General features: G+C 74.9%; 23 protein-coding genes and 1 pseudogene. 9 read left to right on the plus strand and 15 right to left on the minus strand.

What is annotated here, in order from left to right; genetic code table 11:
- Positions 1-21 precede the first annotated feature (21 nt).
- Entirely contained in the window at positions 22-1,629 is a 1,608-nt protein-coding gene (locus ACFYMO_RS20575) for a TlrC/CarA/OleB/SrmB family ABC-F type ribosomal protection protein (RefSeq protein ID WP_366770650.1), read from the minus strand.
- Between the two features lie 281 nt (positions 1,630-1,910).
- Between ACFYMO_RS20575 and ACFYMO_RS20580 the strand changes: the two genes are divergently transcribed.
- Positions 1,911-2,462, plus strand: a complete 552-nt coding sequence (locus ACFYMO_RS20580; RefSeq protein ID WP_366770651.1) for a hypothetical protein — start codon at positions 1,911-1,913, stop codon at positions 2,460-2,462.
- 106 nt (positions 2,463-2,568) lie between these two features.
- Here ACFYMO_RS20580 and ACFYMO_RS20585 read toward each other — a convergent pair whose 3' ends face one another.
- The 3 genes from ACFYMO_RS20585 to ACFYMO_RS20595 are packed head-to-tail and all read right to left on the minus strand — an operon-like array spanning position 2,569 to position 5,520.
- A complete protein-coding gene (locus tag ACFYMO_RS20585) occupies positions 2,569-3,825 on the minus strand; it encodes a bifunctional RNase H/acid phosphatase (RefSeq protein ID WP_366770652.1) in 1,257 nt (418 codons plus the stop codon).
- Between the two features lie 25 nt (positions 3,826-3,850).
- Positions 3,851-4,594, minus strand: a complete 744-nt coding sequence (locus ACFYMO_RS20590; RefSeq protein WP_366770734.1) for a C4-type zinc ribbon domain-containing protein — start codon at positions 4,592-4,594, stop codon at positions 3,851-3,853.
- Positions 4,591-5,520, minus strand: a complete 930-nt coding sequence (locus ACFYMO_RS20595; RefSeq protein ID WP_366770653.1) for a Nif3-like dinuclear metal center hexameric protein — start codon at positions 5,518-5,520, stop codon at positions 4,591-4,593. Before ACFYMO_RS20595 ends, ACFYMO_RS20590 begins: the two co-directional genes overlap by 4 nt.
- Before the next feature lie 212 nt (positions 5,521-5,732).
- Between ACFYMO_RS20595 and ACFYMO_RS20600 the strand changes: the two genes are divergently transcribed.
- Positions 5,733-7,064 (plus strand): hypothetical protein, encoded by a 1,332-nt coding sequence (locus ACFYMO_RS20600; protein WP_388547901.1) that lies wholly within the window; start codon positions 5,733-5,735, stop codon positions 7,062-7,064.
- A gap of 366 nt (positions 7,065-7,430) precedes the next feature.
- Here ACFYMO_RS20600 and ACFYMO_RS20605 read toward each other — a convergent pair.
- The 5 genes and pseudogenes from ACFYMO_RS20605 to ACFYMO_RS20625 form a co-directional block, all read right to left on the minus strand.
- Positions 7,431-7,906, minus strand: a pseudogene (locus ACFYMO_RS20605) (zinc-binding dehydrogenase); the annotation flags it as partial.
- Between the two features lie 141 nt (positions 7,907-8,047).
- Positions 8,048-8,905, minus strand: a complete 858-nt coding sequence (locus ACFYMO_RS20610) for a MaoC/PaaZ C-terminal domain-containing protein (protein WP_366770655.1) — start codon at positions 8,903-8,905, stop codon at positions 8,048-8,050.
- A 383-nt stretch (positions 8,906-9,288) separates the two neighbouring features.
- The gene (locus tag ACFYMO_RS20615) at positions 9,289-10,776 is read right to left on the minus strand and encodes an MFS transporter (protein WP_366770656.1); all 1,488 of its coding nucleotides are present in this window, start codon (positions 10,774-10,776) and stop codon (positions 9,289-9,291) included.
- Positions 10,777-10,854: 78 nt separating this feature from the next.
- Entirely contained in the window at positions 10,855-12,222 is a 1,368-nt protein-coding gene (locus ACFYMO_RS20620) for a hypothetical protein (protein WP_388547906.1), read from the minus strand.
- Complete coding sequence (locus ACFYMO_RS20625; RefSeq protein WP_388547909.1) at positions 12,219-13,316, minus strand: hypothetical protein; 1,098 nt, start codon at positions 13,314-13,316, stop codon at positions 12,219-12,221. Before ACFYMO_RS20625 ends, ACFYMO_RS20620 begins: the two co-directional genes overlap by 4 nt.
- A 277-nt stretch (positions 13,317-13,593) precedes the next feature.
- Here ACFYMO_RS20625 and ACFYMO_RS20630 point away from each other — a divergent pair, with 277 nt between their 5' ends.
- The 6 genes from ACFYMO_RS20630 (at position 13,594) to ACFYMO_RS20655 (ending at position 19,839) form a co-directional block, all read left to right on the plus strand.
- Complete coding sequence (locus tag ACFYMO_RS20630; RefSeq protein ID WP_366770659.1) at positions 13,594-14,229, plus strand: class I SAM-dependent methyltransferase; 636 nt, start codon at positions 13,594-13,596, stop codon at positions 14,227-14,229.
- A gap of 65 nt (positions 14,230-14,294) precedes the next feature.
- Positions 14,295-15,251 carry an N-acetylmuramoyl-L-alanine amidase gene (locus ACFYMO_RS20635; protein ID WP_366770660.1) on the plus strand — a complete coding sequence of 319 codons (957 nt, stop codon included), beginning with the start codon at positions 14,295-14,297 and terminating at the stop codon, positions 15,249-15,251.
- 122 nt (positions 15,252-15,373) lie between these two features.
- Entirely contained in the window at positions 15,374-16,243 is an 870-nt protein-coding gene (locus tag ACFYMO_RS20640; protein ID WP_366770661.1) for a hypothetical protein, read from the plus strand.
- A 123-nt stretch (positions 16,244-16,366) separates the two neighbouring features.
- On the plus strand, positions 16,367-17,377 hold the full coding sequence (locus ACFYMO_RS20645) for an LLM class F420-dependent oxidoreductase (protein ID WP_366770663.1): 1,011 nt from the start codon (positions 16,367-16,369) through the stop codon (positions 17,375-17,377).
- A gap of 371 nt (positions 17,378-17,748) precedes the next feature.
- On the plus strand, positions 17,749-18,792 hold the full coding sequence (locus ACFYMO_RS20650; RefSeq protein ID WP_366770664.1) for an alpha/beta hydrolase-fold protein: 1,044 nt from the start codon (positions 17,749-17,751) through the stop codon (positions 18,790-18,792).
- A gap of 384 nt (positions 18,793-19,176) precedes the next feature.
- Entirely contained in the window at positions 19,177-19,839 is a 663-nt protein-coding gene (locus ACFYMO_RS20655) for a TetR/AcrR family transcriptional regulator (protein WP_388547916.1), read from the plus strand.
- 134 nt (positions 19,840-19,973) lie between these two features.
- Here the strand turns inward: ACFYMO_RS20655 and ACFYMO_RS20660 are convergent, their stop codons facing one another.
- The 3 genes from ACFYMO_RS20660 to ACFYMO_RS20670 all read right to left on the minus strand — a co-directional run bounded on the left by ACFYMO_RS20660 (position 19,974) and on the right by ACFYMO_RS20670 (position 23,340).
- Positions 19,974-21,041: a prenyltransferase gene (locus tag ACFYMO_RS20660; protein WP_388547919.1), complete on the minus strand. Its 1,068-nt coding sequence runs from the start codon at positions 21,039-21,041 to the stop codon at positions 19,974-19,976.
- Complete coding sequence (locus ACFYMO_RS20665) at positions 21,038-21,844, minus strand: methyltransferase domain-containing protein (protein ID WP_366770668.1); 807 nt, start codon at positions 21,842-21,844, stop codon at positions 21,038-21,040. Before ACFYMO_RS20665 ends, ACFYMO_RS20660 begins: the two co-directional genes overlap by 4 nt.
- 92 nt (positions 21,845-21,936) lie before the next feature.
- Positions 21,937-23,340, minus strand: a complete 1,404-nt coding sequence (locus tag ACFYMO_RS20670; RefSeq protein ID WP_388547922.1) for a glycosyltransferase family 4 protein — start codon at positions 23,338-23,340, stop codon at positions 21,937-21,939.
- Between the two features lie 260 nt (positions 23,341-23,600).
- Here ACFYMO_RS20670 and ACFYMO_RS20675 point away from each other — a divergent pair, with 260 nt between their 5' ends.
- Positions 23,601-24,254: a TetR family transcriptional regulator gene (locus tag ACFYMO_RS20675; protein WP_366770670.1), complete on the plus strand. Its 654-nt coding sequence runs from the start codon at positions 23,601-23,603 to the stop codon at positions 24,252-24,254.
- A 123-nt stretch (positions 24,255-24,377) separates the two neighbouring features.
- On the opposite strand, the gene ACFYMO_RS20680 is transcribed toward ACFYMO_RS20675, so the two are convergent.
- From ACFYMO_RS20680 to ACFYMO_RS20690, 3 genes are read right to left on the minus strand one after another with little or no spacing between them, the layout of a single operon-like run.
- Positions 24,378-25,292 carry a biotin-dependent carboxyltransferase family protein gene (locus ACFYMO_RS20680; protein ID WP_366770671.1) on the minus strand — a complete coding sequence of 305 codons (915 nt, stop codon included), beginning with the start codon at positions 25,290-25,292 and terminating at the stop codon, positions 24,378-24,380.
- A complete protein-coding gene (locus ACFYMO_RS20685) occupies positions 25,289-26,095 on the minus strand; it encodes an allophanate hydrolase subunit 1 (protein ID WP_388547926.1) in 807 nt (268 codons plus the stop codon). The genes ACFYMO_RS20680 and ACFYMO_RS20685 overlap by 4 nt, the downstream gene beginning before the upstream one ends.
- The gene (locus ACFYMO_RS20690) at positions 26,092-26,871 is read right to left on the minus strand and encodes a 5-oxoprolinase subunit PxpA (RefSeq protein WP_366770673.1); all 780 of its coding nucleotides are present in this window, start codon (positions 26,869-26,871) and stop codon (positions 26,092-26,094) included. The genes ACFYMO_RS20685 and ACFYMO_RS20690 overlap by 4 nt, the downstream gene beginning before the upstream one ends.
- Between the last annotated feature and the right edge of the window lie 101 nt (positions 26,872-26,972).

A 26,972-nucleotide genomic window follows, 5' to 3' on the forward strand; every position in this document is an offset into this window, starting at 1 on the left:
CCCGGCACCCCGGCCGTCGTCTCACCCCGCGACCGCACCCCCGTCCAGCGCGAGCCGCGTCCCCTCGAACCGGCCGCGCAGCGCCCGGTCGTGCGTCACCAGGACCACGGCGCCCGGGTATCCGGCCAGGGCCTCCTCCAACTCCTCCACCAAGGCGGGGGAGATGTGATGCGTCGGCTCGTCGAGGAGGAGCAGGTCCGCGGGGTCCGCGACCAGGCGGGCCAGGTCGATGCGCCGAAGCCGGCCGTAGGAGAGGTCGCCGACGCGCAGGCCCAGTTCCGCCGGGCGGAAGAGGCCGAGGGAGAGCAGCGCGTCGGCGTGGTCGTCGGCGGATCCGGGACGGCCCAGCGCGAAGGCCTCCGCCACCGTCAGGCCGGGCGGCCACGGCGTCTCGTCCTGGTGCAGATGGCCGACCCTGCCCGGCACCCGCACCGCGCCCTCGTCCGGCCGCAGTTCACCGGCCAGCAGCCGGAGCAGGGTGGTCTTGCCCGCGCCGTTCGGTCCGGTGACCAGCAGCCGGTCGGTGGGGCCCAGGGTGAGGGAGTCCAGACGGAGGCGGCCTGCCACCCGTACTCCGGTGAGCTCGGCGGCCGCCCCGGACTCGGCCGCCGCGGTACGGATGCGGGCCGTGAAGGACAGCGGGTCGGGCGGCGGCGCCACCGGATCGGCCCGGAGGCGGCCGACGCGCTCGCGGGCGATGCGGATGCGCGCCATCGCGCCGTGCGCGCGGCCGCGGGCCCGGAAGCCGCCGTGGCCGAAGTTGGCCAGCGGCACCTTGCGCGGAATGCCGTCGAGGCGGGCGGCGTTGCCGGTGGCCAGCCGCTCGTTGCGGGCCAGCTCCGCGCGCCATTCCGCGTACTCCTGAAGCCGGCGGCGGCGCTCGGCGGCCTTGGCGGCGCGGTAGCCGGGGTAGCCGTCGCCGTGGCGGGTGATCCTTCCGCCGTCGGCCTCCAGGATCGTCGTGGTCAGGCTCTGGAGGAAGACGCGGTCGTGCGTGACCGCGAGCACCGTCCCGCGGTGTGCCCGCAGTTGCTCCTCCAGCCAGGCGACGGCCCCGTCGTCCAGGTCGTTCGTCGGCTCGTCCAGCAGGAGCAGTTCCGGGCGGCCCGCCAGGACCGCGGCCAGGCACAGCCGGGAGCGCTCGCCGCCGGAGAGCGTGTCGATGCGGCGCTCGCGGGGCAGCCCGGGCAGGCCGAGGCGATGCAGGGCGGTCTCCACCCGCTGGTCGGCCGCGTAGCCGTCCCGGGCCTCGTAGCGCTCGACGAGCGCGGCGTACGCCTCCGGGCTGCCGCCGTCGCCGAGTGCCCGCTCGGCGCGGCGCAGCTCGGCCTCCAGTGCGCGCAGGTCCGCCAGCGACAGGTCGACGGCCTCCTGGACCGTGGCGGTCGGCGGGAGCGGGAGGGTCTGCGGCAGGTAGCCGACGCCGCCCGCGGCGGTCACGGTCAACTCGCCGTGGTCCGGGTGCTCCCGGCCCGCGAGGAGCTTGAGGAGCGTGGACTTGCCGGAGCCGTTGTCGCCGATGAGTCCGGCCTTCTCCCCCGGCTTGAGCGTGCAGGAGACCTGGTCGAGGACGGTGCGGCCGGAGTAACGCTTGGTGACGCCGCGAAGGGTGAGTTGTGAGGTGCGCATGGGTCGGTCCCTCCTGGCCCGGGACGGGCCGGAACGAGGTGAGTGACTGCACGGCGGGGCGCGGCGACGGCGGAGCGGTGCTCTACGCGGTCGGCGCCTTACCTCTCACAGGGAACCCATGGGCACGAAGGTACGGCACGTCCGGCGTTTCGGCAAGACGATACGTCTCGCCTCGCTCAGGCTTTTCGCCCGAGCCCCCGACGGGCGAGGGCCCGGAGACCGGCGGACGTCGCAGCCGACCTCCCGGCACGGGACGCCACCGGCGCCGGTAGGTTGCCCGCATGGCGACCGACTACCCGCCCGGCGGCGCCGGGGCGATATGCCCCGGCTGCGGCGGCGGCGACACCCGACCCGTGTCCGAAGCACGCACCGGCAAGGGCGCGCTCCGCAAGGAGTTGGGCACCCGGCTGGCCAAAGGACCGGAGAAGACCGGCGACGGCTGTATGCACTTCCTGGAGGGCATGGTGCTCACCGGAATGGGTGTGGCGCTCGCCTGGACGGGCATGGACCAGGACAAACCGCTCCACCTCGGCGGCGGCATCCTGCTGGCCGCCGCGTGCTTCGTCGGCACCATCGTCGTGGTGCGCGGCGACCGGCAGGAACAGGACGCGGAGTCCGCCGGTGCGGCGCGGGCCGACGCGCTCTGGGCGCCCGCCCGCTACTGCTACGGCTGCGCATCCGTCTTCTGCCCCGGCGGGGAACCCTGGCCCGGCGTGCTGACGCCGGAGGAGTTCCGCACCTACGTGTGGACGGAGGCCGGCTACGCGGACCAACTGCCCCGGCACGCGCCCCGCGGCGGGACCCACGGAGGCCGGCACCGGAGCACCGGCTAGCGCACGGCCGCGCGGGCACCCCGGTGTGCCGCGCGTCGCGCCCTGCTGGTCCTCGCCGCTCCCCGTCGGTCCTCGGCGGCGCCCCGCCGCTTCTCGCCGTACCTCGCTACCCGCGCAGGTGCCCTGTGTCGTTCAGCAGCCGCAGCGAGGCGTTGCCGTCGGCGTAGTAGGCGACGGCGGAGAGGGAACCGGCCGACAGCTCCATCCGGAACAGCGCTTCGGCCGGGGCCCCCAGCGCGAGCCGGGCCAGCGACTTGACCGGCGTCACATGCGTGACGAGCAGCACGGTGCGACCCGCGTAGCGGGCCAGCAGCTTGTCCCGGGCCACCGCGACCCGCCGGGCGACCTCCTCGAAGGACTCGCCGCCTCCGGTGGGGCGGGCCCCGGCGGAGGCCAGCCAGGCATCCAGGTCTTCCGGATGGCGCTCACGGACCTCGGCGAAGGTGAGGCCCTCCCAGGCGCCGAAGTCGGTCTCGCGCAGCCCCTCGTCGGTACGCACGCTCAGCCCGAGACGGTCCGCGACGACGGCCGCCGTCTCCTGGCAGCGGCGCAGCGGCGAGGCGACCACGGCCTGGACCGTGCCGCGCGCGGCGAGCGCCTCGGCCGCCGCGGCGGCCTGCCGGCGGCCGACAGCGGAGAGTTCGGGGTCGGAGCCGCCGCTGCCGGAGAACCGCTTCTCGGGCGTGAGCGGCGTCTCCCCGTGCCGCAGCAGCACGAAGGTGGTGGGGGTGCCGAGGTCGGGCCCCCAGCCCGGGCGAACGGCGGGAGCGGCGGCCCCCTCCGTGCCGGACCCGTCGTCCGCCGCGGCGGAGGGCGCGGTCGCCGCGCTTCCCGTGCTCCCGCCGGAGCCGGTGCGGCCCGTACCGGACCCGCTGCGGCCGGCGCCGGGCCCGGTGTCGAGCTCCGCACGGGACGCGCCCGGCTCCCAGCGCGCACCCCGCTTCCCGGCGTCCATCGCCTCGTTGGCGAGCCGGTCCGCGTGCTTGTTCTTCTCGCGCGGGATCCACTCGTAGCTGACCGCGTCCGGCGGGAAGACCGCGGCGGCCTCCGCCGCGAGGGGCCGCATGTCCGGATGCTTGATCTTCCAGCGGCCCGACATCTGCTCGACGACGAGCTTGGAGTCCATCCGCACCAGCACCGCGGCGTCGGCGTCCAGTTCGCGGGCGGCCCGCAGCCCGGCGACCAGGCCCCGGTACTCGGCGACGTTGTTGGTGGCCCTGCCGATGAACTCGGCGGTCTCGGCGAGGGTCCCACCCGAGGCGGCGTCCTTGACCACGGCACCGTATCCGGCCGGACCGGGGTTGCCGCGCGAACCGCCGTCGGCCTCGACGACGAAGGTGCGGCGCGCCTGGCCCCCGCTCATCGCAGGCCCCCGCCGGCCGCCGGGCTCACAGCCCCGACTCCGGGGTGCGCACCAGGATGCGGCGGCAGTTCTCGCAGCGCACGACCGTGTCAGCGGGCGCCTCGCGCACCTCGTTCAGCTCGGTGATGTTCAGCTCCAGGCGGCAGCCCTCGCAGCGGCGCTGGTAGAGCTTGGCGGCGCCGACCCCGCCCTCGCGCTCCCGGATCTTGTCGTAGAGCTTGAGCAGCTCACCGGGGACGGCGCCGGCGACCGTCTCGCGCTCCTTGCGGACACCGGCCAGCTCGGCGTCGATCTCCGCCAGCGCGGCGTCCCGGCGCGCGGTGGCGTCCTGCACCTTGGTGCCGACGGACTCGACCCGCTCGCCCAGTTCGGCGGAGCGCTCGGCGGCGGACTCGCGCCGCTCCATGACCTCCAGGACGACGTCCTCCAGGTCGCTCTGGCGCTTGGCGAGCGAGGCGATCTCGCTCTGCAGGTTGGCCAGGTCCTTGGGGTTGGTCACCGCGCCCGAGTCGAGGCGCTGCTGGTCGCGGACCGCGCGCTGGCGGACCTGGTCGACGTCCTGCTCCGCCTTGGTCTGCTCGCGGGTGGTGTCGCTCTCCTCCGTCTGCGCGGCCACGAGCAGGTCGCGGAGCTGGGCGAGGTCGGCGTCCAGCCGCTGGATCTCCTCGTGCTCGGGAAGGGTCTTGCGCTTGTGCGCGAGCTGCGTCAGGCGCGTATCGAGTGCCTGGACGTCGAGCAGGCGGATCTGATCGGCGGGCGCGGCGTTCAGTTGGGGGCTCCCGGAGTGAGGTCGTGGTCGGTCGATGCGGTCTGCTGAGCCGTGGCCGGGCGGGAGAGCGGCGACTCCTGCGGCAGCGAGGGCGCGTGCGCGGTCCACGGGTCGGTGACGGTGTGCGAGACCTCGGTGCGCAGGTCCCAGCCCTCCCGCTCGGCGACGGCGTCGAGCTGCGCGGCCGCCTGCGCGCACCAGGGCCACTCGGTGGCGAAGTGCGCGGCGTCCAGCAGAGCGAGCGGGGAGTGCTCCCGCGCCTCGGAGGCGGGGTGGTGGCGCAGGTCGGCGGTGAGGTAGGCATCCACGCCCGCGGCACGCACCGTCTCGAAGAGGCTGTCGCCGGAGCCGCCGCACACGGCGACCGTCGTCACCGGCATGGCGGGGTCGCCCGCGGCCCGGAGTCCCTGCGCGGTGACGGGCAGCGCGGCGGCGGCCCGCTCCAGCAGGTCGCCGAGCGGCAGCGGGCGCTCCAGTTCGCAGATCCGGCCCAGCCCGCGCCGGCCGGCGGGGTCGGTGGGGTCGGGCACCAGCGGCCGCAGCACACGCAGCCCGAGCGCCCCGGCGAGCGCGTCGGAGACGCCGGGGTCGGCGGAGTCGGCGTTGGTGTGCGCGACGTGCAGGGCGACGCCGTTGCGGATCAGGGTGTGCACGACGCGGCCCTTGAAGGTGTCGGCCGCGACGGTGGTGGTGCCCCGCAGATAGAGCGGATGGTGGGTGACCAGCAGCTCGGCGCCCTTGGCGACGGCCTCGTCGGCGACCTGCTGCACGGGGTCGACGGCGAACAGGACCCGGCTGACACGTGCTTGCGGGTCGGAGACGTCGCCGCAGACGGTGCCGACGGCGTCCCACTGCTCGGCGCGGTCGCGCGGCCACAGGGCGTCGAGCGCGGCGATGACTTCGGAGAGTGTGGGCTGTGCTGGCACGGGGGCAAGGCTACCTGTCCGCCGCAGCGGCGCTCCCAGCCCGGTGGGCGCAGGTGCGCGCGCCCGGCACCGGCGCCGGAGCGGACGGCGGGAGGCTCCCGGACCTCCCGCGGACGAACACGAATTCGGTCACTCGTACGCGTGAAGCGGTTCATCTCCCGCTGTCCGCGCACGAATCCGGGCCTAGCTTCGTGACCGGAGGTGACCGCAACATGACGGTGAGTGCCGCCAGGGTCATGAACGAGAGCTTCACGGTCGCGGCGGACGGCTCCTACGCCGCCCGGCTCACCGCGCACGCCGGGACGGAGCTCTGGTATCCGGAGCGCTGGACTCTCGACGGACCGGAGCCGTACGCGGTGCCGCTCCCCGTGGCGCAGCCGGAGGACGCGGACAGCGGCGTACTGCCGCTGTCGGACGGCCGGGTGCTGATCGCCCGCCGGACGCAGGGACGTTGCTCCCTGGCGCTGCTCTACCCCTCGGGTCAGGAGACCGGCGAGCGGCGGCTGGGCACCGTGGAGACGGACGCGCTGCGGCTGCTGCCCCCGGCGCCGTGCGGGACGCGGGCCTACGCGCTGGCCCGGGAGCCGGACGGCCGCAGCACAGGCGTGTGGCTGGTGACCGACGGCTCGGCCCGGCCGCCCGCGCGGCTCGCCCGGCTGCGCGGCAGCTGGTCGGGCGGCGCGTGGCTGGACCGGGAGGGCCGGATGCTGGCGCTCGACACCGCCGGGCCGGACGGCGGCGGCCCCACCAGGACCGTCGCGGTGGACCTCGGCGCGGACGGCGAGACCTCCCCGCTGCTGGAGATCGCCGAGGGGAGCGACGACCGGCTGCTGCTCGCCGACCCTGACAGCGGTCTGCTGCTCGTCCGCTCGGACGCCCCCGGCGAGCCGCGGCTGGGCTGGGGGGTGCTGGGCAGCCACCGACCGGTCCGGTTCCCCGAGGCGCTGCACCCCCGAGGCACCCGGCTGACGCCGATCGCCGTCCAGCCGGGGCAGTCGCTGCTGCCCGAGCGGTGCGCCGTGGCGCTGCGCGTGGACGGGCCGCAGGGCACCTGGCTCGCCGTGTGGCGGCCCGGTCTGCGCGAGGTGCGGCACCTCGCGAGCCCGGCCGGATGGCTGGCGGGGCACGGACTGTGGACGGCCGACGGCGAACTGCGCGTCCCCTGCTCCACGGTGCACAACCCGTGCGGACTGGCCCGGATGCGGGCCCCGCTGCCCGAACCGGAGACACCCCGGGCCACCTCCGCGCCCGCCCCGGCGGCCCCGGCGGACGGGGGCGCGGCGCGGGGGCCTGCCACGCCGGACGGAGAGCCGCCGCGCGCCGCGCCGCGGCCGCCCGAGCGGCCGGAGCCGACGGCTCCGCCCGTCGGCGACGTCACGGCTCTACAACATCACGATCACGGAGGGTCACCCTCCGGACTGCTGGGTTCCCTGGTGGGCAGAAGGGTTTCCGCAGGCAGTACGGCACCGTTCGGGGCTCTGGAGGACGCGGCGCGCAAACCGGTCCCGCTCCAGCAGGCCCCGCTGCCCAGCGGAACGGCGTGACCAGCGGATGGAAGGCCCTGAAGGACGTCGCCCCGGCTCGATAAACTCCGCCGGGTACGACGGCAGAGCAAGAGATTGACGGAGTGACATCACGATGTCGGACACCCAGACCGAGACGCCCAGCACCACGCAGACGGCCGGCGAGGGGACTCACCGGGGGAAGCACAGGGGGGAAGCCGCCGCACAGGAGGAGCGGACCGTACCGGCTCAGGGCCGGCACCGGCGTCCTGAGCCCGCGCAGTAGCCGACGGCAGGCCGTCGGCCGGCGCCGTACAGGCGCAACGGCGTACAGCGGGGCCCCGGCCACCTTCCGACCGACCGGTGGTGGCCGGGGCTCCGTCGTGTGCGCAGCCCGCCTCCACCTCCTCACCGGAGGGCGAGCCCGCTCCAGGAAGCCGCTTGCCAAGGGGAGATGCTGGTGCGGAGCGCCTCTCCGGTACGCATCTGGTCGACGGCCTCGTTGATCTCCTCCAGCCGCACCCGGTGGGTGATCATCCCCTCCAGGTCGATCCGGCCCGCCCGCCACAGCGCCACAGCGCGGTCGTAGGAGCGCAGCACATCGCCGCCGCCGTAGAGGGAGGGCAGGATGCGCTTCCCGTCGAAGAACAGCTCGAACATACTGAACCGGAGCTCGTCGTCCGCGGCGCCCGCACCCACCACGCACAGGGTGCCGCCGCGCCGGTGGCGTCGTAGGCGGTGCGGGCCGTCGCCGACCTGCCCACGACCTCGAAGACGAGGTCGAACCCCTCGTCGCCGGTCACCCGGCGCTCGGCGTCGGCGAGGCCGCCAGGTGCCACGGCCTCCGTCGCCCCGGAGCGCAGCGCGGCCTCGCGGCGCCCGGCCCCGAGGTGAGGCCGCCGGTTCGTTGTCGTCCAGCACCATCGAGCCTGTCTGCCCGGTCTCGCCCAAGTACTGCTGCGCGCATGTCGGCTCCCTCCGGAGGCGCGCTGATCGGATGGGGGCGGGGTGCGGCCGGATGCGGGTCAGATGTGGGTGAGCACGGCGTCGCCCAGCACGGGCGCGTCGTCCCGCTCGGCGGCGGTCGCCGTCAGCTGGAGGCGCCCCTCCGGCAGGCGCCAGGCGCGGATCCGCAACGTCTCACCGGGGAAGACGACTCCGGAGAACCGCACCCCGTACGAGGCCACCCGGGTCACGTCGCCGTCCAGCACCCCGTCCACGACGGCCTTGAGAGCCATCCCGTACGAGCACAGCCCGTGCAGGATAGGACGGTCGAACCCGGCGAGCCGGGCGAATTCGGGGTCGGCGTGCAGCGGATTCCAGTCGCCGGAGAGGCGGTAGAGCAGCGCCTGCTCCTCACGGACCGGACGCTCGACGGCGAAGTCGGGTTCCCGCTCCGGGACGTCCAGACGGCCGGAGGGCCCGCGCTCGCCGCCGAAGCCGCCTTCGCCGCGCACGAAGAGCTGGGCCTCAGTGGTCCACAGCGGCCCCTCCGCGTCCGCGACGTCCGTGACCAGCACCAGGACCGCGGCCTTGCCCTTGTCGTAGACGTCGGCCACCCGTGCGGTGGAGGTGGCCCGGCCGTCCACCGGGATCGGCCGGTGCAGGGTGACGGACTGGGTGCCGTGCAGCACCGCGGTCAGGTCCACGTCGAGGCCGGGTGCCGAGAGCCCGCCGACCACGCCCATGCCACCGCCCGCGACGGTGGCGAACGACGGCAGGACGTGCAGCCGGTTCTCCAGCGTGTAGCGCAGTTCGGCCGGGTCGGTCGCGGGCGTGCCCGCGCCGAGACCGAGGTGGTAGAGCTGGATGTCCTTGTGCCCCCAGGCGATCTCGGTGCTGCGGGGCTCGGCCGCCAGGGCCTTGGCTACGTCGATGGGCATCGGATGCTGGGCTCCTTGTTTCTCGGGGTTCTGCTGGGTTCTCCGGGCCGTCCGGGTCCCCTGGGTTCTCGGCGGACTCTGCGGCCTCGGGGTGCTGCGGGTTCCTCGCGGGTACGGGCGCCGGCCACCCCGGGGAGCGCATCCCGCACCCCGGGTGGAACACGTTCTAACCGACGGCCCCCCTGTATAGCGCAGCCCTCCGGACAAGGGAAGAGCTGATGTCGCGTCAGCAGCGGGGCGCGGCCGGGCCGGACGCGTGACCGGAAGAAGTCCGGCGCGGGACCCGGGCGCCGTGCGCGTCATCGGCACGGTGCCCGCAGCGGCTGCGCCGAGCACGGCCGCCGCTCACCGCCACCCCGCATCGCCGTCTGCCGCGGCGCGGACTACGGCGCCTCGGCCGACGCCGGGTCGGCTGCCGGACCGGCCGCCGCGGACGGCCGGTCGCGCACCGTGCGGGGCAGCGCGACGAGCATGAACAGCACGCACGCGCCCAGCAGTACGGCGCCCGCCCGGAAGGCGTTGCCGTATCCGGCGGCCAGCGACGCGGGGTCGTGCCGCCCGTCGGTGCGGGCCGCGGCGACGGTGGAGAGCACCGCCAGACCGAGCGCGCCGCCCATCGTGCGGCCGGTGCCGAACAGCCCGGAGAGCAGGCCCGCCTCGCCGGGGTCGTCGGTCGCGGTGGCGATGGTCGCCAGGGGCGTGGCGGCCAGCCCGGCGCCGAGTGCCATCAGCACACCGGGCGCCAGGATCGTCGTGGCGTAGGCGCCGTCCGCGTCCATGGTGCTCTGCCACGCGTAGCCCGCCCCCGCCATGGCGGCACCCGCGACGGCCAGCAGCCGGTCTCCCGTCCGCGCCATCAGGAACGGGGCGATCTTGGAGCCGAGGACGATCGTCATCGAGTGCGGGATCAGCGCCAGGCCCGCCTGCAACGGGGTGTAGTCGAGCACGTTCTGGGTGTAGAGGGAGAGGAAATACCACATGGCGAACATGGCGAGGCCGTTGATGAAGATGGCGGCGTTCGCGGCGGACACGGCCCGGCTGCGGAACAGCCGCAGCGGCACCAGCGGTTCCCGGGAGCGGGCCTCGACGGCGACGAACAACGCGAGCAGCACCAGTCCACCGCCCAGCGGCCCCAGCGAACCGGCCGCCGCCCAGCCCGCGCTGTCCGTGCGCACGATGCCGTAGGCCACCGCGCCCAGCCCCAGGGTCACCAGCAGCGCCCCGGGCACGTCCAGCCGCCGGACCGAGTCCTCCCGGCTCTCGGTCAGCCACCAGGCCGCCGCCGCCAGTACCAGCACGCCGACCGGGACGTTGATCAGCAGTACCCAGCGCCAGGACAGCGCATCGGTGAGCACCCCGCCCACCAGGCCGCCCGCCGCGCCGCCGCCGGCGCCGACCGCGGACCAGGTGGCGACCGCCTTGGTGCGGGCCGGGCCCTCCGGCACGGACGTGGTCAGCAGCGTGAGGGTGGCGGGTGCCAGGATCGCGGCGCCCGTGCCCTGGATGCCGCGGGCCGCCAGCAGCTGCCAGGGCTCCTGGGCCAGGCCGCCGGCCAGGCTCGCGGCGGTGAACAGCGCCAGCCCGGCCAGGAAGACCCGCTTGCGGCCGAAGAGGTCGGCGGCCCGGCCGCCGAGCAGCATCAGGCCGGAGAAGGTGAGGGTGTAGGCGTTGACCACCCACTGCAGCCCGGTCTCCGAGAGGGCGAGGGTGGCCCGCATGGAGGGAAGGGCGACATTGACGACGGAGACGTCGAGCACGACGAGGAACTGGCCGGCGCAGGCGGCCAGCACGACCGCCCACAGGCGGGGCGCCCCGGGGGCTGCGGAGCCGGATATGGAGCGGGGGCTCGCGGGCTGTGCGGTCTGCGGCATGCGCGTAGTGTGACACCTGCCTCCTGACCCCTGGCGCTCGTTTTCCGGGCGGGAGCCGGGTGTGGGAGAGCCGGGCGGCTACTTCGGCGGCTCCGGTCCCGTCACCCGCACCGGGCCGCATCCGGCGCGCTTGGCCTCTGCCGCGGCGTAGTCCGGCAGCAGTTCGACCGTCGGGTCGTGCTTCCTGACGAACGACTCCTCCCGCTGCACCAGGAAGGCCACCGGGCCGGTCTGGCAGGTGGCGACGTAGACGCTCATGTCGCCGAAGACGCTGCCGAACCCGTCGCCGCGGAACCGCGGGTTCCCGCCGTAGCCCAGCGGGACGACGAACGACGCCAGGCGCGGGTCCTCGATCGTGGTGAGCCGGACGCCGTCCAGGTCGAAGTCCCGGCCGTACTCGCACGAGTGGGCGGGCCCCGAGGTGTCGCCGGTGGTCCGCATCGCGCGCGCGTAGTCGCCCTTGCCCGTCAGCCAGGACGGCGCGCGGACGCCTTTCAGTCCGCACAGCCGGTCCTTCGGATAGGTGCCCGGCCGCTGCCGCTCCACGACCCGCGCCAGGTCACCCGGCTCCCGATAGCTGCCCCGGCACTTCTTCCCCGCCAGCACGCCGTTGGCCAGCTCGACCACCGCGTCGGCCAGCGCGGCCCGATAGCGGCGCCGCTCGGCCGGATCGTCGTCGTCGGAGGAGCCGAGCCGGCCCGAGGAGAGCGAGACGACGGTCGGCGGGTCGTCCCGCCGTCCGCCCACGCAGGACTCGGGCAGCGCCATCCAGGCCCGCCCGGCGGAGACCATCCCCGGGAGGTCGCCGCCCAGCGGAACCATGGCCGGGGAGAGGAACTCGCGCGTCCACTCGCGGGCACCCCTGCCGTCGAACCGCGCGAGCTGCTCGACCCGGGCCGATATCTCCCACTTGAGCTCGTCGTCCTCCCACCGCTGGAGCCGGCACTCGGTGCTGTACTCACCCAGGCGGCCGGCGCTTCTGAGCGACAGCTCCCGGGTGCGGATGTCCCCGTCGGAGAACAGCCGGCCGACCGTGTCCGCCGAGAGCGCGTCCCAGCACCTCTCCCGGGAGACGAAGGGCAGTTCCCCGGCCTGCCAGGCCAGGCCCCCCGCGGCCAGCAGCGCACCCGCGACGGCACCGATCACGGCGGCGCCCGGCCTGCCCCGCAGCAGGCGCCGCAGCCGCCCCGACGGCCGCGGCGCGGGACGCGGTTCCGCCGTCGCGGCGGACTCGGGGCCCGGCCCGGCGGCGGGCTCGGGCCCGGCGGCGGCCGGGGCGGGGTCCGGTTCGGGGTCCGGTTCGGGGTCCTGCCGCGGGGTGGGGTCCTGCCGCGGGGTGGGCCGCCCGGTGCCGGGTGCCGGCTCCGGACCGGGCCGGGCGTCCCGCGCGGAGTCCTGCTTCTCCTCGGACATCTGGTCCTTCTCCCTGTGCTGTTCGCCGCTCATGACCCGGGTGCCACCGCGGGGCAGCCGAGGCGGTCGGCGACGGAGTTGGCGGCGGCCGCGAACACCCGGCGCGGATCGGGAGCGGCGTGCGCCGCCAGGTAGGCGTCCAACTGCAGGAAGAAGACGGTGGGCCGGCCGGCGCAGGTGGCGGTCAGCAGTCCGTGCTCCTCGCCGACCTCGCCCGTGCCGCGCCAGCCCTTGCCCGGGGACCCGTCGTCCGCCAGGCCGGTGAACAGCGCTGTGAGGCGGGGCCGGGAGACCGCCGCGAACAGCGCGGCCCGGACGGGGTTGCGCACGTCCGCGGTGTCGAGCACCGAACAGGTCTGCAGATCGTCGCGGACGGCACCGACTCCGGCGTCGTAGTGGTCGTCCTTGTCCAGGTCGAACCGGAGTCCGGGAATCCGGCACAGCTCGCCGCCCTGCGCGGTGAGGCCGTCGTCGGCGTCGGCCCGGGCGAGCGGCGAGACGGCCTCGAACGGCTCGTCCGGAGCGCAGCCCGACGCGCGGGCCGCGGTGCCGGCCAGCGACAGCAGCAGGTCGGCGACCTCCTCCTCGGTTCCCATGGACGCGGTCAGCGGAGAGGTCCCGGCCCCCTGCACGGTCACCGCGGTGGGCAGCCCGTCCGCGCTGTCGCACTCCTCGGGGAGGACGAAGACGGCGCGTGTCCTGCCGACCAGACCGGGCAGACCGTCCGGCAGCGGCGCCGAGTCCGCGTCCAGGTAGGTCCGCAGCCAGCCGCGCCGCTCCTTCGCACCGCGCGGCACCGTCGCGACCTCGGCCTCGACCCGTTCGTCGTACCCGCTGCCGCCCGTGTCCCGGAGCGTCACCGAGCAGGTGGCGCGCCGCCCTTTCCGGGGCGGCGCCGACTGCTCGCCGCTGCGCTCCTCGTCCTGCGAGGTCTCGTCCAGGACGCGGGGGCCCCGGTCGCCCTCGCGCGCCTCCCAGGCGCCCCAGCAGTAACGCTGCCGATCGAAGGGCCAGGTCCCGGTGGCCCAGGTGCCCAGGCCGGCGCCCGCCAGTACGGCGATCCCGAGCAGGACCGCCAGGCCTCTGCGGCGACGTGCGGCGGGCGCCACGGCGGATCCCGCGGACATGTCGCTTCCTGTCACTCCACTCCCCCTGTGCGTCCCCCCGTGAGCCGGGACCGGCGCCGCCGCACTCCCGGATCGACAGTCCGTCGAGGCTACCTGTCGCCCGGAGGGGTGACGGCGGTAGGGCAGCATGGCACCGGACGGGCGCACACCGGGCGTGCGCCCTCGCCGCGCGCGGCCCACCGCGACCGTGCGCCGGCGAGCACACCGGTCGCGAGCGAGCACACCCGCGGCACCGGACAAGCGCAGACGACGGCGGACAACAGCAGAGGAACGCGTGATGAACCCTCAGGTACCCGAGGCCGGCACCCTGGCCGCGTTCGAGGCGGCGAAGGGTTTCATGCCGCTGGACGAAGGGCTCGCGCTGTACGCGGCCGCGGTCGAGGCGGGCGCCCTCGGACTGCCGCTGCTGGAGGTCGGCACGTACTGCGGCCGCTCCACCCTGCTGCTGGCCGACGCCGCGCGGCAGGCGGGCGTGACGGCCGTCACCGTCGACCACCATCGCGGCAGCGAGGAGCAGCAGCCGGGGTGGGAGTACCACGATCCGGAGGTCGTCGACCCGGTCGTCGGCCGGATGGACACGCTGCCTGCCTTCCGCCGCACACTGCACGCGGCGGGGCTGGAGGAGCACGTCGTGGCACTGGTGGGCCGCTCGCCCCGGGCCGCAGCGCTGTGGGGCACGCCGCTCGGGCTCGTCTTCGTCGACGGCGGCCACACCGAGGAGCACGCCACCGCGGACTACGAGGGCTGGGCACCGCATCTGGCGCCGGGCGGACTGCTGGTCATCCACGACGTCTTCCCCGACCCGGCCGACGGTGGCCAGGCCCCGCACCACATCCACGAACGGGCCCTGGCCTCGGGCGACTACGTCCCCGGACCCGCCACCGGGTCGCTGCGCGTCCTGCGGCGGCGATGAGGAGGCGGGAGGGGCCTCGGACGCCGCGGAGGGCAGGCTCTACCATCTACGCCTGTGTCGAATGGATGCGCTTCGTGAGGCGGCGGACAGCCCGGCGGACGACGGCCCTGCTGATCGCGGGAGCCGTGTGCGCGGGGGCGGCCGGGTGCGGGATGTCCGGCGGCCACGGGGGCGGCTCGGGCAGGAGCGGCAAGCCCTCCCGCTCCGCGTCGTCCGGGAAGACCGCGGGGAAGAGCTCCGGCGAGGAGACGGGCAAGACCGGTAAGAGCGGCAAGGGCGGCGGCGACCACAGCGGTGCGGACAGCCGCGGGAAGGACGGCGGAGGGCACTCCGGATCGCGGGGCGGCAAGACCCCGCTGCGCGGCAAGGTGATCGTCATCGACCCCGGCCACAATCCGCACAATCGCGACCAGCCAGGCAAGATTTCCCGGTCCGTCGACATCGGCACCGGAAAGAAGGAATGCGACACCACGGGCACCGCGACCAATTCCGGTTACAGCGAGGCGGAGTTCACTCTCGCTCTCGCGCACCGCGTCCGCACAGAGCTGCGGAAACGGGGAGCGACCGTGAAGTTCACCCATGACGGCGAGGAGCCGTACGGACCGTGCGTCGACGAGCGCGCGAAAAGAGGGAACCGGGCGCACGCGGACGCCGCCGTTTCCCTCCATGCGGACGGCGCCCCCGGCGGCAGCCGCGGTTTCCATGTGATTCTTCCCGCATCCGTGCACCGGGGCGACGCCGACACCCGGGCCGTCGCGGGCCCCTCGAAGCGGCTCGGCACCGACCTGCGCGACGCCTTCCGCAAGGCCACCGGCGAACGCCCCGCCAACTACCTCGGGAATGGCGAAGGTCTGGACACCCGGGACGATCTGGGCGGCCTCAACCTCAGCACCGTCCCCAAAGTCTTCCTCGAATGCGGCAACATGCGGGACGCGGCCGACGCCGCACTCCTCACCTCCCCGAAGTGGCGGGAAAAGGCCGCCCGGGGGGTCGCGGACGGAATCACCGCTTTCCTCACCTGAGGGGCGGGGGAAACGTGGAACCGACAGGCGAACCCCCGGGGTCTACCCGTAGTGTCGTCCGTACGATGGGGTGCTCACCCCCGGCAGACCTCAACCATGACAAGACCGACTAAGGACCCCACGTGAACATCCGCTCGCTCACCCGAGGCGACGGCGCGGTGATAGGAGCAGCGGTGCTGCTGTTCATCGCTTCGTTCCTCGACTTCTTCTCCGCAGACTGCGATGGCTCGTCCTGCCCCGAGATGCCCAACGCCTGGGACACGGACATTCTCCAGCTCACCCTCCCGTCCATCTTCCTGGCGGGGCTCATCGGCACCGGTCTGCTGGTCGGTGGTCGTTTCCTGCCGGAGGGCCGCAAGTTCGGTGCGGTCTCGCTCCCGCAGGCGGGTGTGACGCTGCTGCTGGTCGCGCTGTGGTCCGCTGTCTGGAAGATGGCCGTCGCACCGGACCAGGCCGACATGGGGGCCGGCGCCATTCTGGCGCTGATCTCGCTGCTGATCGGCGCGGTGATCGCGATGATCACGCCGGTCGTCCCGGCCCTGGCGGCCCCGCTGCTGCCCGCGAACACGGGCGGCCCCGCGCCGTACGGCCAGCAGTACCCGCAGCAGGGTGGCGGCTACGGCTACCCGGGCGGCCAACCGGGCCCCTACGGGCAGCAGCCCGGTCAGGCCCAGCCGCCCTACGGGCAGCACCCGGGTCAGCCGCAGGACGTCCAGCCGGGCCAGCCCGGGCAGCCGGGCCCCGGTCAGTCCCTCGGCGGCCCGCAGGGTGCCGCAGCGGGCGCCCCGGACCCGAACTTCCAGCCGTTCTGGTTCGCCGTCCCGATGGCGCGCCCGCTCTTCCCGGAGGACGGCTCGCCGCAGCCGATCGCCGAACTGGCGCCGGGCACCTGGTACCTCGCGGTGGAGCAGCGCGGCCAGGCCCTGATCGCGCAGACGCAGGACGGCCGGCGCGGCGTCCTGCAGGACACCTCCAACATCCAGCGCGGCTGAGCCTCCGGCTCCGCGCCGCCCCAGCGGCCCCCCGCCCTTCCGGGCGGGGGGCCGCTGCCGTACGCTGCCGGACCAGCGAGCTGACCTCCTGTCAGCCAAGGGCGGGGGAAGGGGAGGCGGCACATGCGGCTCGGACTGGCACTCGGCTACTGGGGGCGCGGGCCCGACCCCCGCGATCTCGAACTGGCCCGGCAGGCCGAGGATCTCGGCTACCACTCGGTGTGGACGGCCGAGTCCTGGGGATCGGACGCGTTCACCGCGCTGACCTGGATCGCCGCGCACACCTCCCGGATCCGGCTGGGCACCGCGGTCGCGCAGATGGCCGCCCGCACGCCCACCGCCACCGCCATGCACGCGCTCACCCTCGACCACCTCTCCGGCGGCCGGATGCTGCTGGGGCTGGGACTGTCGGGCCCGCAGGTGGTGGAGGGCTGGTACGGCCGCCCCTTCCCGGCCTCACCGCTGACCCTGACCCGCGAGTACCTGGACGTCGTGCGGCAGGTGCTGCGCCGCGCGGCGCCCGTCCGGCTGGAGGGCCGTTACCACTCCCACCCGTACGCGGGCCCGGACGGTACCGGCACCGGGAAGCCGCTCAAGCCGATCACCCATCCGCTGCGGCCGGACCTTCCGGTGCTGCTGGGCGCCGAGGGCCCCGAGAACGTGGCGCAGACCGCCCGGATCGCGGACGGCTGGCTCCCGCTGTACTGGTCGCCCACCCGGGCGGCCGCCTGGGACGAGGCGCTGTCCCAGGCACCGCCGGGGTTCCTGGTGGCGCCCATGGCGCAGGCGCGGATCTGCGACGACGTGGCGGAGGGGCTGCTGCCGGTGAAGGCGATGCTCGGCTTCTACGTCGGCGGCATGGGGCACGCCCGCCGCAACTTCCACGCCGACCTGATGGCGCGCATGGGCTACGGGGAGGCCGCGGAGCGCATCGGGGCCCTGTTCGCCGCCGGGCGCCGCGAGGAGGCGGTGCGGGCCGTCCCGGACGCTTTCGCCGACGAGATCTCCCTGGTCGGGCCGCGGGAGCGGGTGGCCGAGCGGCTGGAGCTGTGGCGCGGCGGTCCGGTGACCGACCTGCTGGTGACGGCGGCGGACCCGGTGACGCTGCGGGTGCTGGCCGAGTTGAACGGGTAGCGCCTTGAGTGGGGAATCCGGTTCAGGAACCTCCCGTTCGAGGCTCTCGTCGGCTGTCTTCGTCCAGAGGAGGGGTCCGGAGTCTTCGTCCCCGGGCCGTGGTCCAGGCGCGGATGTCCTGCTCAAGCGCCTGGGGACGTACTGCGCCCGGCCCCACTCTGCAACGTCTCCGGCGCGTCCTCGGTCAGCACCGGCTCGGCCATCACCGCCCCTCCTCGCCACCCGGCCACGAATCCGGGCAAACCCCGACTCACGCGGTGAATCCCCGGCTCACGGCACCAGGGCCGCATCGGGGTGTGTCCCCGATGCGCCTGGGGCTGGATTCGGTTCATATTCGGGAGTACCACCGCATTCTCTCTGAAGGGCCTCCTATGGCTCCGCCCGCATCCGGCCGTTCGCGACGCCACGCCCTCGCTTCGCTCACCGCACTCGGCGTGCTGGCCCCCGCCGGCCTGGCCGACGCCGCACCCCTGCCCACCGGTGCCGGGCGCCGCAGGCCACAGGTGCTGCACGCGGAAGAGGCAGGCGACCGCATCATCGACCTGACGCTCCGCTCCCCGGCCCTTGGCGGAAGGGGGGCCGTCCGGCTGCTCACCCCGAGAGGCTGGCACCGGCGCCGCCGCCACGGGGCACAATGGCCCACGCTCTACCTGCTGCCCGGGGGCGACGGCGACCATCTGATGTGGACCCAGCACCACGGCATCCACCAACTGGCCGACCTGCGGGACACACTCGTCGTCATGCCCGACATGCCGCTGTACGGCTTCGCCGCCGACTGGTGGAACCACGGCGCCGGGGGCCCGCCCCGGGTAGCCACCTACCATCTCAGCGAGATCGTGCCCCTGATGGAACGGCACTTCGGTGCCGGGCCACGTCGCGCCGTGGCCGGGGAGTCGCAGGGAGGCTTCGGCGCCCTCTCCTACGCCGCCCGCCGACCCGGCCTGTTCCGCGCCGCAGCCGGCTACAGCGGCTACGTCCACCCGCTTCAGCATCCGCACACGGTCCGTGCCGGGATGACCTACCTCGACCTCGACTGGCTCGCGCTGTGGGGCCACCCCGTACGGCAGCGCCGGCTCTGGGAGGCACACGACCCCGTCCACCTCGGGCACCGGCTCCGCGGCGTCCCCGTCCATCTCTCCTGCGGCGACGGCCGGCTCGGTCCGCTCGACCCGCCGGGGACGGGGCCCGACGAGCACGTCCCCGGCCTGGAGGACCCCGAGCACCCGTTCCCGGAGGACGTGTACTCACCGACCGAGGCGATCATGCGGGAGGAGAACGAGACGCTGGCTGTGCGACTCGGGAAGGCAGGTGCCCGGCTTACCACCCACTTCTACGCCGGTACCCACGACCCCGCCTACTGGTCGCGGGAGTTCCGGGTTTCCCTGCCGACACTTCTCGCCGCCCTGCACGGCTGACCGGCTCCGTCCCGCGCTCCGGCGGGCGGGGCCGGGGTCCGCCCGCCGGAACGATCGGGCCAAGAGCCAGGAGGGGACGGCCGGTGGCCGAGCCGGTGACCGAGGAGCCCGTCCCGAGGGGCCCCGGAGATCACCGACGCCCAGGTCGAGGAAGTGGCGCTCGCGATGCCGAAGGCCACGCCGAGGGATGCCACCCGGCAAAGCCTGCCAGGGTTCTCCGCACGGATCCCGCGAGCGCGCTGGGTGCTCTCACCCCGCACAGTGACCGAACGGTCGTCCACCGAGTAGGGTGCTGCACCGGCACGGAACGGCCTGCAACGGCAAGGAACGGCACGGACGGCGCTGCGGCACACCGGCGGCAGCGCGGACGGAAGGCGGAGGAGCGTGGCGGCGACACGGCTCGACGGACGCGTCGAACGCGGCAACCAGACCCGGCGGCTGATCCTGGACCGCGCCGCGCGGATCGCCTCCGTGGAGGGACTGGAGGGGCTCTCGCTGGGGCGGCTCGGGAAGGAGCTGGAGCTGAGCAAGAGCGGGGTCTTCACCCAGTTCGGCTCCAAGGAGGAACTCCAGCTCGCGACCGTGGAGGCCGCGCGCACCATCTTCACCGAGCACGTCGTGCGACCCGCGCTGGAGGCACCCGCCGGGCTCGCCAGGATCGTCCGGCTGTGCGACCGCTGGCTCGCCTACTCCGAGGAGCGGGTGTTCCCCGGCGGCTGCTTCTTCTTCTCCGTCGCCGCCGAGTTCGACGCGCGCCGGGGCCGGGTCCACGACAGCGTCGTGCAGGCCCGCACCGCCTGGTCCGCGTTCGTCACCCGCACCCTGGAAGAGGCCCTGGACAGCGGGGAGCTGGCCCGGGACACGGACATTCCGCAGCTCGCCTTCGAGATCATGGCGCTGCTGGAGGCCGCCAACGCCGATTCGCTGCTGCACGACGAGGAACAGCCCGCCGGGGTCGTTCCCTACCGCCGGGCGCGCCGGGCCATCCTCGGCCGGCTCGCCGGTGCCGCGGCGGACCCCGCAGCGCTGCCGGCCGCAGCCGACTGAGAAACCGCGAGGACCGAACGGCGGCGGACGGCCGGAAAGACGGCGCGCGGCCGGAATCCCCGGCGACCGGGTGGACCGGAACGGCCGCCGGGGGCGCATCCGCCGGGCCGGACCGTGCCCCGGCCCGGCCGCGGTCAGCAGCAGTCCGGTTCCAGCCCCGTCGGCAGTTCGTCGCCACGGAAGACCTGCACCGTCGCGTCGTCCCCGCCGAGCGCGGCCACCGCCAGCAGCACCGCACCCGCCGTCCAGGTCGTCCGCTCCTCGGGCCAGACCGCCTCGTCGTCGAAGACGTACCCCGTCCAGTACATGCCGTCCTCGGCCCGCAGGTGCTGCATCCAGCGCAGGATGTCCAGCGCGTGGTCCGACTCGCCCGTCGCCCACAGCGCCAGGGCCAGCTCCGCGCTCTCCCCGCCGGTCACCCACGGGTTGGGGACCACGCAGCGCACGCCCAGACCGGGCACGACGAAGCGGTCCCAGCCCTCCTCGATGCGCTCCTTGGCCGCGGGCCCGCGCAGCGCCCCGCCGAGCACCGGGTAGTACCAGTCCATCGAGTAGCGGCTCTTGTCCAGGAACCGCTCCGGGTGGCGGCGGACGGCGTGCCCGAGCCACCCGGCGGCCAGCTCCCAGTCCGGCTGCGGCTCCTCGCGCCGTTCGGCCAGCGCCAGCGCACACCGCAGAGCCTGGTAGACCGAGGAGGAACCGGTCAGCAGCGCCTCGGCGGCGGCGGTGCCGTCCGCGTCGCGCTTCCAGCCGATCTGGCCGCCCGGCTGCTGGAGGCGCAGCACGAACTCCACGGCGGCCACCACCATGGGCCACATCCGGTCGACGAAGGCGTCGTCGCCGGTGGACAGGTAGTGGTGCCACACGCCGACGGCCGGGTACGCGCAGAAGTTGGTCTCCCGCGTGCGGTCGGTGGGGCGGGCCGCGTCCCCGTCGGCGTAGGCCGCGTACCAGGAGCCGTCCGACAGCTGGTGGGCGGCCAGCCAGTCGTAGGCGGCCGCGGCGCGCTCGTGCTCTCCGGCGGCGTCCAGCGCCATCGCGGCCTCGACGTGGTCCCACGGGTCGAGATGGTGGCCGCGGAACCAGGGCAGGGCGCCGTCCGCGCGCTGTCCGGCCAGGATGCCCTCGACGGTCGTGCGGGCCTGCTCGGCGGTCAGCACGCCGGGCAGCACCAGCCGCTCGGTCCGCTCCGGGCTGGTCACTTGGCCGCCGCTGCGGACTCGTCCGACGCCTGCCGGCCGGCGGCCGCGTCCGTGGGCCCGCCGGTCCCAGGCAGATACGGCAGATGGGGCTTGGTGGCGTAGGCGACGAAGCTCTTGCCGATCAGCGGGTCGAGGGCGCGCTCGGCGACGCGGGTGGCCAGCGGGCGCTTCATGATGTCCCACACGAGCAGCTTGTGGTAGGCGCGCACCGGCAGGGCCGCCCGGTCCCCGTCGCGGTCGACGCCGAACGCGCACTTGAGCCACCAGTACGGCGCGTGCAGTCCGTGCGCGTGGTGGGTGCCGTAGGGACGCAGCCCGGCCTCCCGCAGCCGGGCCAGGAGTTCGGTGGCGCGGTAGATGCGGATGTGCCCGCCCTCGACCTCGTGGTAGGCGTCGCTCAGCGCCCAGCACACCTTCTCCGGGCCGTAGCGCGGCACCGTGACGGCGAGCCGGCCGCCGGGCCTGAGCACCCGCACCATCTCGGCCAGGACGGCCTTGTCGTCCGGGATGTGCTCCATGACCTCGGAGATGATGACGACGTCGAAGCTGTCGTCGGGGAAGGGCAGCGCGAGCGCGTCGCCCTCCATCGCGGTCGCCGTCGCGCCCTCGGGCGCCTCACCGGCCTCGGCCATCGCCGTGAACCAGGTGGCGACTTCGCGGATCTCCTCCGCGTTGCGGTCGAGCGCGACCACGCGGGCGCCGCGCCGGTAGCACTCGAAGGCGTGCCGCCCCGCCCCGCAGCCCAGGTCGAGCACGCGATCGCCGGGGGCGAGCGGGAATCGGGAGAAGTCCACGGTCAGCACGGGGGATCAGCCTTCCACATCAGCGTCTGGGGGCGGGAGCAGGGGGCGGCGAGCAGGGGGCGGGGCTGCGGGGTCCGGGTACGGCTGTCCGCTCACCGGCTCTGGGCGAGGGCGGCGGGCGCCTCCGCGGGCCGTCGTACCGCGGGTGGCCGGGTCCGGCGGGCAGGCTCCCCCATGGCCGCGCGATAGCACTCCACCGTGCGCAGCGCCGCCTTCCGCCAGGTGAACTTCTCCAGCACACGCTCCCGCCCGGCCGCGCCGAGCCGGGCCCGCAGTTCCGGGTCGCCCAGCAGCCGCACCAATCCGTCCGCCAGCGCCCCGGCGTCCCCGGGCGGCACCGCCAGGCAGGTCTCGCCGTCCCGCCCGGCGACCTCCGGGATCGCCCCACCGGTGGTGGCCAGCAGCGGGGTGCCGGTCGCCATGGCCTCGGCCGCGGGCAGCGAGAAACCCTCGTAGAGCGAGGGCACACAGGCGACCTGCGCCGAGCGGACGAGCCCGGCCAGTTCGGCGTCGCTGATGCCCTTGACGAACTCGACGGCCCCGGCGAGCCCGTGGGCGGCGATCGCGTCGGCGACCGGCCCCTCCTCGGGGCGTTTGCCGACGACGACCAGATGGGCCTCCGGACGCTGCACGCGCGCCTTGGCCAGCGCCTCGATCAGGAACACCAGGCCCTTGAGCGGAACGTCGGCGCTGGAGGTGGTGACGATCCGGCCCGGCACCTGGGGCACCGCCGGGTCGGGGGCGAACAGCCGGGTGTCGGCGCCGATGGGCACCACGTCGATGCGCTCGTGTGCCACTCCGAGATCGTCGGCGATCTCCTGCCGGGAGGAGCCGGAGACGGTGACGACCGAGGGCAGTCTGCGGGCGACGCGGCGCTGCATGCGGGTGAAGCCGTACCAGCGGCGCACCGAGGCGTGCTGCCGCCAGCCGGTGGCCGCTTCCAGCTCCAGCCGGCGGTCGACGGTGATCGGATGGTGGATGGTGGTCACCAGCGGTGCGCCCAGCGCGCGGGGGCCGCCGAGCAGGCCGTAGCCGAGCGTCTGGTTGTCGTGGACGACGTCGAACTCGCCGTGCCGCGCGGCCAGGTGGCGGCGGGCACGGAGCGAGAAGGTGAGCGGCTCGGGGAAGCCCCCGGTCCACATCGTGGCGACCTCCAGCAGGTCCACCCAGTCGCGGTACTCGCCCCGGCGCGGGGTGCGGAAGGGATCGGGCTGGCGGTACAGGTCGAGGCTGGGCAGCTCGGTGAGAGTCAGCCGGCCGGGCGCGGGCGCGGGCCGCTCGTCGCCGGGCGGGGCGCCGGGCGGGGGTTCGGGCCGGTCGGGGTCGTCGAGCACCGGGTAGGGCTGCGCGCCGATGACCTCGACGCTGTGGCCGAGCCGGGCGAGTTCCCGGGACAGATGGCGTACGTAGACACCCTGGCCGCCGCAGAAGGGGTTGCCCTTGTACGTCAGCAGCGCGATGCGCAGCGGGCGGTCGGTTACGGCCTCTGCGCTCACTCGCGGCCCCCTTCGTCACTGCGTTCCGCCGGAGCGTAGCCGCTCGCGCTAACCTAGAACAAGTTTCAGGATTCACTTTCGGAGGGCCCGGATCCCATGCGCGTACACCGCGGACCCGTGCCCGGACTCAAGAATTTACCGGCCAGTCACTTCGGGCGAGCCGCCGCGGCAGGTGATTCGCGCCACCTCGGCGGCGCCTGCAAGAATGCACGGCTCCCCACAGGGCTTTTGAACGCCACGGAAACGGGACCCACGACGCGATGCCGACACCGCCGCAGCCCAGAGACAAGCCCCGGAGCGGGGCCGGCGCCCTGCCGGACCCGTCCCCCGCCGCGCCGCTGACCGAGCGCCAGGAGGCACGCCGCCGCCGCATCCTGCACGCGAGCGCCCGGCTCGCCCGCCGCGGCGGATTCGACGCGGTGCAGATGCGGGAGGTCGCGGAGTCCTCGAACGTGGCGCTCGGCACCCTCTACCGCTACTTCCCCTCCAAGGTGCATCTGCTGGTCGCCACCATGCAGGACCAGTTGCAGCACATGCACGCGACCCTGCACGAGCACCCGCCGGAGGACACCGGGCCGGCGGCCCGGGTGGCCGCGACCCTGATGCGCGCCTTCCGCGCCCTGCAGCGGGAGCCCCAACTGGCGGACGCCATGGTGCGGGCCCTCAACTTCGCGGACCGTTCGGTCAGTCCGGAGGTGGACACGGTCTCGCGGCTGACCACGGCGATCATCCTGGACGCGATGGGCCTGCCGGACCCGCCCACCCCCGAGCAGCTCTCGGCGGTGCGGGTGATCGAGCACACCTGGCACTCGGCGCTCATCACCTGGCTCTCCGGCCGGGCCTCCATCGCGCAGGTGAAGATCGACATCGAGACGGTGTGCCAACTGATCGAGGTGACCGCCCCCCGGGACTGACCGGCCCCGCAGTTCCCCCCGGGGCCGGCCGGCACTCGCCGCCCCTTGGTCGTGTCGTCAAAGCCCCGTCCGCCCGGCCCCGCCCTCCGGGCGGATGACGCTCCGTTGACGACACTCCCTACGTCAGCGGGGTGGCGGGACCCCGGCGGACCCGTGGACCGATCCGGAACGCACCGGCGTGAAGCGGACGGCCGTACCGGGCGCGGCCTGCGCCGCGGCGCTGAGCGCCGCCGCCGGGACGACGCCGATGACCGGATAGCCGCCGGTCGTGGGATGGTCGGCGAGGAAGAGCACGGGCCGTCCCTCCGGCGGCACCTGGATCGCGCCCAGCGGCATGCCCTCGCTGGCCAACTCCCCCTCCCTGCGGCGGGCGAGGGCCGGGCCCTCGGTCCGCAGGCCGATCCGGTTGCTGGCCGCCGACACCCGGTAGGTGCCGGTGACCAGCGTGCGCAGTCCCTCGGCGGTGAACCAGTCGTCCCGCGGCCCGTAGCCGACGGGCAGTACCAGTTCGGGTCCCGGTGTCCGCCAGGGCGCCGCGTCCGGAACGGCACCGGCCCCCGCCGGAGACGGCGGGCCCAGCGGAAGAACCGCACCGTCGCGCAGCGGGGCAGGACCGAGCCCGGAGAGCAGGTCGGTGGCGCGGCTGCCGAGCACCCGGTCGGCCCCGACGCCCCCGGCGAAGCCCAGGTAGGAGCGCACTCCGTGGGTGGCGGCGCCCGCCTCCAGCACCGCACCGGCCCGCAGGCGCACCGGCTGCCCCCAGGGCGCCGGCCGCCCGTCGACCGCCACCGGGCAGGGCGCCCCGGTGACCACGGCCGTGGTGGGGGCCAGCACCCGCACCGCGCAGCCGGTGAGGGTGGTCTCCAGCGTCGCGGCACTCTCCGGGTTGCCGACCAGCAGGTTGGCGAGCCGGTGCGCGGTCTGGTCGAGCGCCCCCGAGCGGGGCACCCCCAGGTGCGCGTACCCGGGGCGGCCCAGGTCCTGGACGGTGGTGAGGGCTCCGGCCCGCACGGTCTCCAGTCCGCCGTCAGGGGTCATGGCCGCTCCTCCCGGTCCGCAGGGCCGCCCGTGTCCGAGGGCCGGTCTCCGTCGAGCGAGGGCCGGTCTCCGTCGAGGGGGACGAAGCGCACGCGGGTGCCGGGGGCCAGCAGCGCCGCCGGGGTGCGGGCCGTGTCCCACAGCACGGTCTCCGGCGCGGTTCCGATCAGCTGCCAGCCGCCGGGTGAGGAACGCGGGTAGACACCGGTGTAGGCACCGGCGAGCCCCACGGCACCGACCGGCACCCGGGTACGCGGGGTGGCCCGGCGGGGTACGTGGTACGGCTCGGGCAGCCCGGTCAGATAGCCGAAGCCCGGCGCGAACCCGCAGAACGCGACGCGGAACTCGGTGGCCGCGTGCCGCCGGGCCGCCTCGTCCGGCGCGACGCCCCACAGCGCGGCGACGTCGGCGAGGTCGGGGCCGTCGTAGCGGACGGGTATCTCGAGCACCGCTCCGCTCCCGGCGGTGAGCGGCGGCACCTGCCAGCCGGGGAGTTCCGCGGCCAGTCGGCGGGCCTGCGCGCCGCTGCCGAACTCGTCGAGCAGCACGGTCCTGGCGCCGGGCACGATCTCGCCCACGGGCGGCAGACTGCCGTCGGCGCGGCGGCGCAGCAGCTCGGCGTGGAGCGCCTCCGCCTGCTCGGCGGTGGCGAGTTCCACCAGCAGGCCGCGACTGCCCACCGGACGGATCACCGGCGGCGCCGGCTCGGTGGTCCGGTCGGCGACGGCGTCCGGGCATGGTGCGGCAGAGAGGCCGGGTGCGGCAGGGGGATCGGGCGCGGCGGGGTCGGCCTGGGCGGTCATGCGAAGGCCCGGACCTGGACGCCCGCGGTGGCCAGTTCCGCCCGGATGCGCTCGGCGAGCCGGGCGGCAGCCGGAGTGTCGCCGTGCACGCACAGCGAGCGGGCCGCGGTGCCGAGGACGGTGCCGTCGGCCGCGGTGATCTCCCCGTCCCGGGCCAGCCGCACCGAGCGCTTGACCACCTGCTCGGGGTCGTGCAGCACCGCGTCCGGCTCGGAGCGCGGCACCAGGGTGCCGTCGGCCCGGTAGGCGCGGTCGGCGAACGCCTCCTCGACGGTGGGCAGTCCGGCCCGCTCAGCGGCGGCCAGCAGCCGGGAGCCGGGCAGCCCCAGCACGGGCAGCGGCCCGCCCGCACCGGTCGCGGCCCCGGACATCCGGACCCCCGCGACGACGGCGGCGGCCTGCTCCGCGTCGTGCACGGCCCGGTTGTAGAGGGCGCCGTGCGGTTTGACGTAGGCGACGGCGGAGCCGGCCGCGCGGGCGAAGACTTCCAGGGCGCCGATCTGGTAGGCGACCTCGGCGGCCAGTTCGGCGGCGGGCACGTCCATCGCCCGGCGTCCGAAGCCGGCCAGGTCGCGGTAGGAGACCTGGGCGCCGATGCGGACGCCGCGCTCGGCGGCCAGCTCGCAGACGCGGCGCATGGTGACGGGGTCGCCGGCGTGGAAGCCGCAGGCGACATTGGCACTGGTGACCGAGGCGAGCAGGGCCTCGTCGTCGGTGAGCTGCCAGCGGCCGAAGCCCTCACCGAGGTCGGCGTTAAGGTCGATCTTCCGGTCCATCGGCAGCAACGTAAGCGATTGTTGAACAATCCGGCAAGAGGTTCGCGGTCTCGCACTCCGCGACACCCCTGTCACCCGCCGCATCCGGGACCGGCCGGCGC

The sequence above is a fragment of the Streptomyces sp. NPDC007025 genome (assembly GCF_042869455.1).
Lineage (GTDB): Bacteria > Actinomycetota > Actinomycetes > Streptomycetales > Streptomycetaceae > Streptomyces.